Annotated in this window: 3 protein-coding genes; all 3 read left to right on the forward strand. The window is 58.4% G+C overall.

From position 1 onward, the window contains the following. Positions 1–172: 172 nt before the first annotated feature. Positions 173–1,369, forward strand: coding sequence for a nucleotidyltransferase family protein (locus HCO70_RS24490; RefSeq protein WP_172300546.1), 1,197 nt, complete (start codon positions 173–175; stop codon positions 1,367–1,369). Further along, positions 1,366–2,523 (forward strand): hypothetical protein, encoded by a 1,158-nt coding sequence (locus HCO70_RS24495; protein ID WP_172300547.1) that lies wholly within the window; start codon positions 1,366–1,368, stop codon positions 2,521–2,523. The genes HCO70_RS24490 and HCO70_RS24495 overlap by 4 nt, the downstream gene beginning before the upstream one ends. Positions 2,524–2,545: 22 nt before the next feature. After that, on the forward strand, positions 2,546–3,784 hold a 1,239-nt coding region (locus HCO70_RS24500; RefSeq protein WP_172300548.1), incomplete at its 3' end, for a type I secretion system permease/ATPase.

The raw sequence follows: 3,784 nt of genomic DNA on the forward strand, positions 1-3,784 counted from the left end.
CTGATGACGTGGAACTGGGTCGAAGGACGGCGATCAAGACACTGGGCCGGGTCGCGCTTACCAGCCCGGTGGCGCTGATGCTCCTCTCGCCGTCAACTGCCCGCGCGCAGGCCGCCGGTTCTTCGGACGATGGAACCGCACCGAACCCCTTCCCGTGATCGGAGAGGTGTTGATGTCACGCTCTGATTCCGCTCAAGAGGCAATGGGGCGCAACGAACGGCGCAAACAGAGGGTCGAACTTCAGGCTCGTCTCTGCCGGCATATTGCGCAAAATCTTGCCTGTCCCGAAACACCGTATCCTTTCATTGACGATCTGGAGCGGCCAGATCTCTTTGAAGCCTTGTCACCACTGTTCCCCGCATTCTGGCCCGCCCTGCGCCCGGCGGACCAGCAGCGGATCTCGAGAGAGCGCCAAGATACATTGAAGGCCGTTTACGAGCTAAACGGACAGCGCAACGAAGCGTTGAAGGGTCAAATCATTAGTGTTGCAAGAGCTCTGAACGAGATCGATATTGTACCGCTCTTGATGAAAGGAGCATGCCACCTTGTCGACAATACTTGGCCCAATTGTTCAGCTCGTTTTATTGGCGATATTGACTTTCTCATCTCTCCGGACCGAGTGCAAAATGCTTGGGTGCACCTGAGCAAGCATTTTGGATTGTCGTGGGGCCCGGAGGAATTCGATAGATCACCGGCGCTAAAACATCTCACACCCCTCTGGAGCGATGACTGGCAAGCCCCAGTGGAATTGCACAGGTACGTCCTGGGCGGGTATTGGAGCCGCTGCATGCCAACTGACGATGTATTTCTCAGGTCGAGATGTATGAGTTGGGAAGGTGTACGTATACGTCTTCCCGCTGACAGCGACCGAATTTGCATGTCCGTTTTACATAGTGCCGGAGAGAGCAGGTACTACGTGCCAAGTGTTTCATCCAGAGATCTTCTCGATATCCGGTTTTCCTGCCTCGCATGGCCAGGTGAAGAGTGCTGGAGCGCGGCGCGGCATCAGTTGGTAAAGTGCGGTGCCGAAGCGGTCTGGGAAATATGCCGGAGCAATTTACAGAGGTTTGCAGGCTTCGACCTGCCTGCGGCGTCTGCCCCATCCAGCCCGGATGTGCGACTCGACACACTGCGATGGCAGTGGCAACTTGAAACAGGCAAGGCAACCTCACTGACGAGCCTCTATGGCCGGGTTGCTTGGGTCTGGTACCATTTGGTGAGTCCAGGAGAACCCAGAGCGTATCTCAGGAGATGTGTGGCTGACCCGACGGTCTACTGGCACGCCCGTCATCGACAAGGTGCTGGTGGGGAAGTGCAAAGCCAAATCCAGGAATGTGACGTTGATGATGCGGACCTCGGTTCGGCATGAACTTGTCGGACTTCGATTTCCCCTTGGAGGCAGTGCGCGAATGGAGTCCGGCCATTGCGTTTGACGGACGTTGGCTTGGAATTTATCCGAAGCTGAATGCTGTCGTGGAACTAAACGAAAGTGGCAAGCAGCTTTGGGAAGCGGTTCGAGTATCGACATCAGCTAGTGAAGCGGTTTCGCTTTATTGCGCGTCGACTCCATGCCGTGCCCCATATGCGCTTGCAGATTTTGCTGGCGCTCATGACCGCTGGGCGCGTATGGGACTTTTTTCCCCTCCAGAAACCTTCGACCCGCCTACTGTCTGCTGCTCAAGTCAAATCGACTGGGACTTTCGGCAGGTGGTTAGACTGGGAGCGACCAGCGCCGAAGTCAGGGTCTTCGGAAAGTCGGTTGCCTCCGCCCTGAGCGACATTTTCGAGGACTGCCTGGTCTATGACCGACCTTCATCGTGGATCGAACTGGTACAAGTAAGCGATCGGCACTGGTTGCTTTCTGGCTGTAATGAAGGGACGCGTGTCCTACTTGGTGAAGGAAATGCGGTCGGTGCGTGCGTTGGGTTGGCCATTCGCTTATCCGCTGGGAACGAACACTGGAAAGCGCTTTTCCATGCTGCGTGTGTTTCGAAAGGAGATCATACGGTTTTGCTGCATGGCGAGAGTGGTGCAGGCAAGTCCACACTGGCGGCCGCTCTTGTGGCGCATGGCTGGCAACTCGTTTCTGAAGATATCAGCCCACTTGGCGCTGCTGGCCTGATTCAGCCCATGCCATTGGCAGTGAGTACGAAGTCTGGCGGCTGGGAGGCCCTGAATGAATTTTTTCCCAGCTTAAGTGAACGCTGCCTGCATCGATTAGGGCGTAAATGGGTGCGATATCTGCCTTTTCCTGAAGAGTTTCGTGCGCACGATCCATGTCGTCCGACGCATGTCGTCAAAGTCAAGTATGACGCACACTCAATAGCAGAATGTGTTAAACTATCTCCATTTGAAGCACTGAATTACTTTTTCGATGGCAGAAGTTATATCGACTTTGAAGCGGAAAACGGCAGCGTTGCTTTCTCGATGTTCAATGAGGCTCGATCTTTTGCAATCCAATATGGCTGTACGAAAGAGGCATTGTCGATCCTAGACCGATATATCCTCGGTAGCGCCAAGTAAGTATAAGCGAGCCGACCTCACAATGAAGCCCCGCTCCGCCGATTTCAGCAATGGATTGCGTGAGTTACGCGACGCACGGGCGGAAAGCCGCCCGCTCTTTCTTTTTGTCGCGATATTTAGCTTTTTCGTGAACCTTCTGATGCTGACCGGGCCACTGTTCATGTTGCAGGTCTACGACCGCGTGCTTGGCAGCCGGTCCGAAGCGACGCTTCTCGCGCTTGCGATTCTGATGGGCTTCCTCTTCGCGATGATGGGTCTGCTGGACTTTGTCCGCGGAAGGGTGCTCGCGCGGATCGGCGCCCGGTTCCAGGCGCGCCTCGATCACCGGGTGTTCGCGGCGGTGGTCCACAAGGCGTCCCTCGACAACAGCCCGCACACGCCCGCAAACTCGCTGCGCGATCTCGAAGCGGTGCAAAGGCTCCTGTCCTCGCCGGTCTTCGCCGCGCTGTTCGACATTCCCTGGACGCCGGTCTTCCTGTTCGGCATCGCCCTGTTCCACCCCTGGCTCGGGATCCTTGCCGTCATAGGCGGTTCGATCCTGATCTTTGTCACGGTCCTGAACCAGTTCCGCACCTCGACCCCGGTGGCCGAAGCAGCCGGCGCCACGCTGCAGGCGGAACGCATGGCCGAACAGATCCGGACAGAGGCGGAACTCATCCGCTCGCTCGGCATGACCGGCTCCGCCTTTGCCCGCTGGAACCAGGCCCGTCAGAAAGCCCTCGCGCAAAGCGTCGTGTCCAGCGACCGCACCGGCGGCTTCTCGACCCTGTCCAAGACCTTCCGCATGTTCCTGCAGTCGGCGATGCTTGGCCTCGGCGCCTATCTCGTTCTGCAGCAGGAGGTGACGCCGGGCGCCATGATCGCCTCGTCCATCCTGCTCGGCCGGGCGCTGGCTCCGCTCGATCTCGCAATCGGGCAATGGCCCTCGATCCAGCGCGCGGTGAAGGGCTGGCGCAACCTCGGCGAGCTTCTGGCAGAGGTGCCGCCGGAACGCGAACGCACGGCGCTGCCCGCGCCCAAGGCATATCTCAAGGCCGAACAGCTCACCATCATCCCGCCGGGGGAACAGCTGGCGAGCCTGCGCCTGATCAATTTCGAACTGCAGCCGGGCCAGGCCGTCGGCGTGATCGGCCCCTCCGGGTCCGGCAAGTCGACCCTCGCGCGGGCAATCACCGGCGTCTGGCGGCCCGCGGGCGGCAAGATCCGCCTCGATGGCGCGGCGCTCGACAATTACGATCCGGACGTGCTGGGCGACTACATC

Source organism: Pseudoruegeria sp. HB172150, from assembly GCF_013184805.1.
In the GTDB taxonomy this organism is placed as follows: Bacteria; Pseudomonadota; Alphaproteobacteria; order Rhodobacterales; family Rhodobacteraceae; genus Psychromarinibacter.

Bases quoted from the DNA above. Each gene is read 5' to 3' on its own strand.
- HCO70_RS24495 (WP_172300547.1), top strand. From the start codon at position 1,366: ATGAACTTGTCGGACTTCGATTTCCCCTTGGAGGCAGTGCGCGAATGG.
- HCO70_RS24490 (WP_172300546.1), top strand. From the start codon at position 173: ATGTCACGCTCTGATTCCGCTCAAGAGGCAATGGGGCGCAACGAACGG.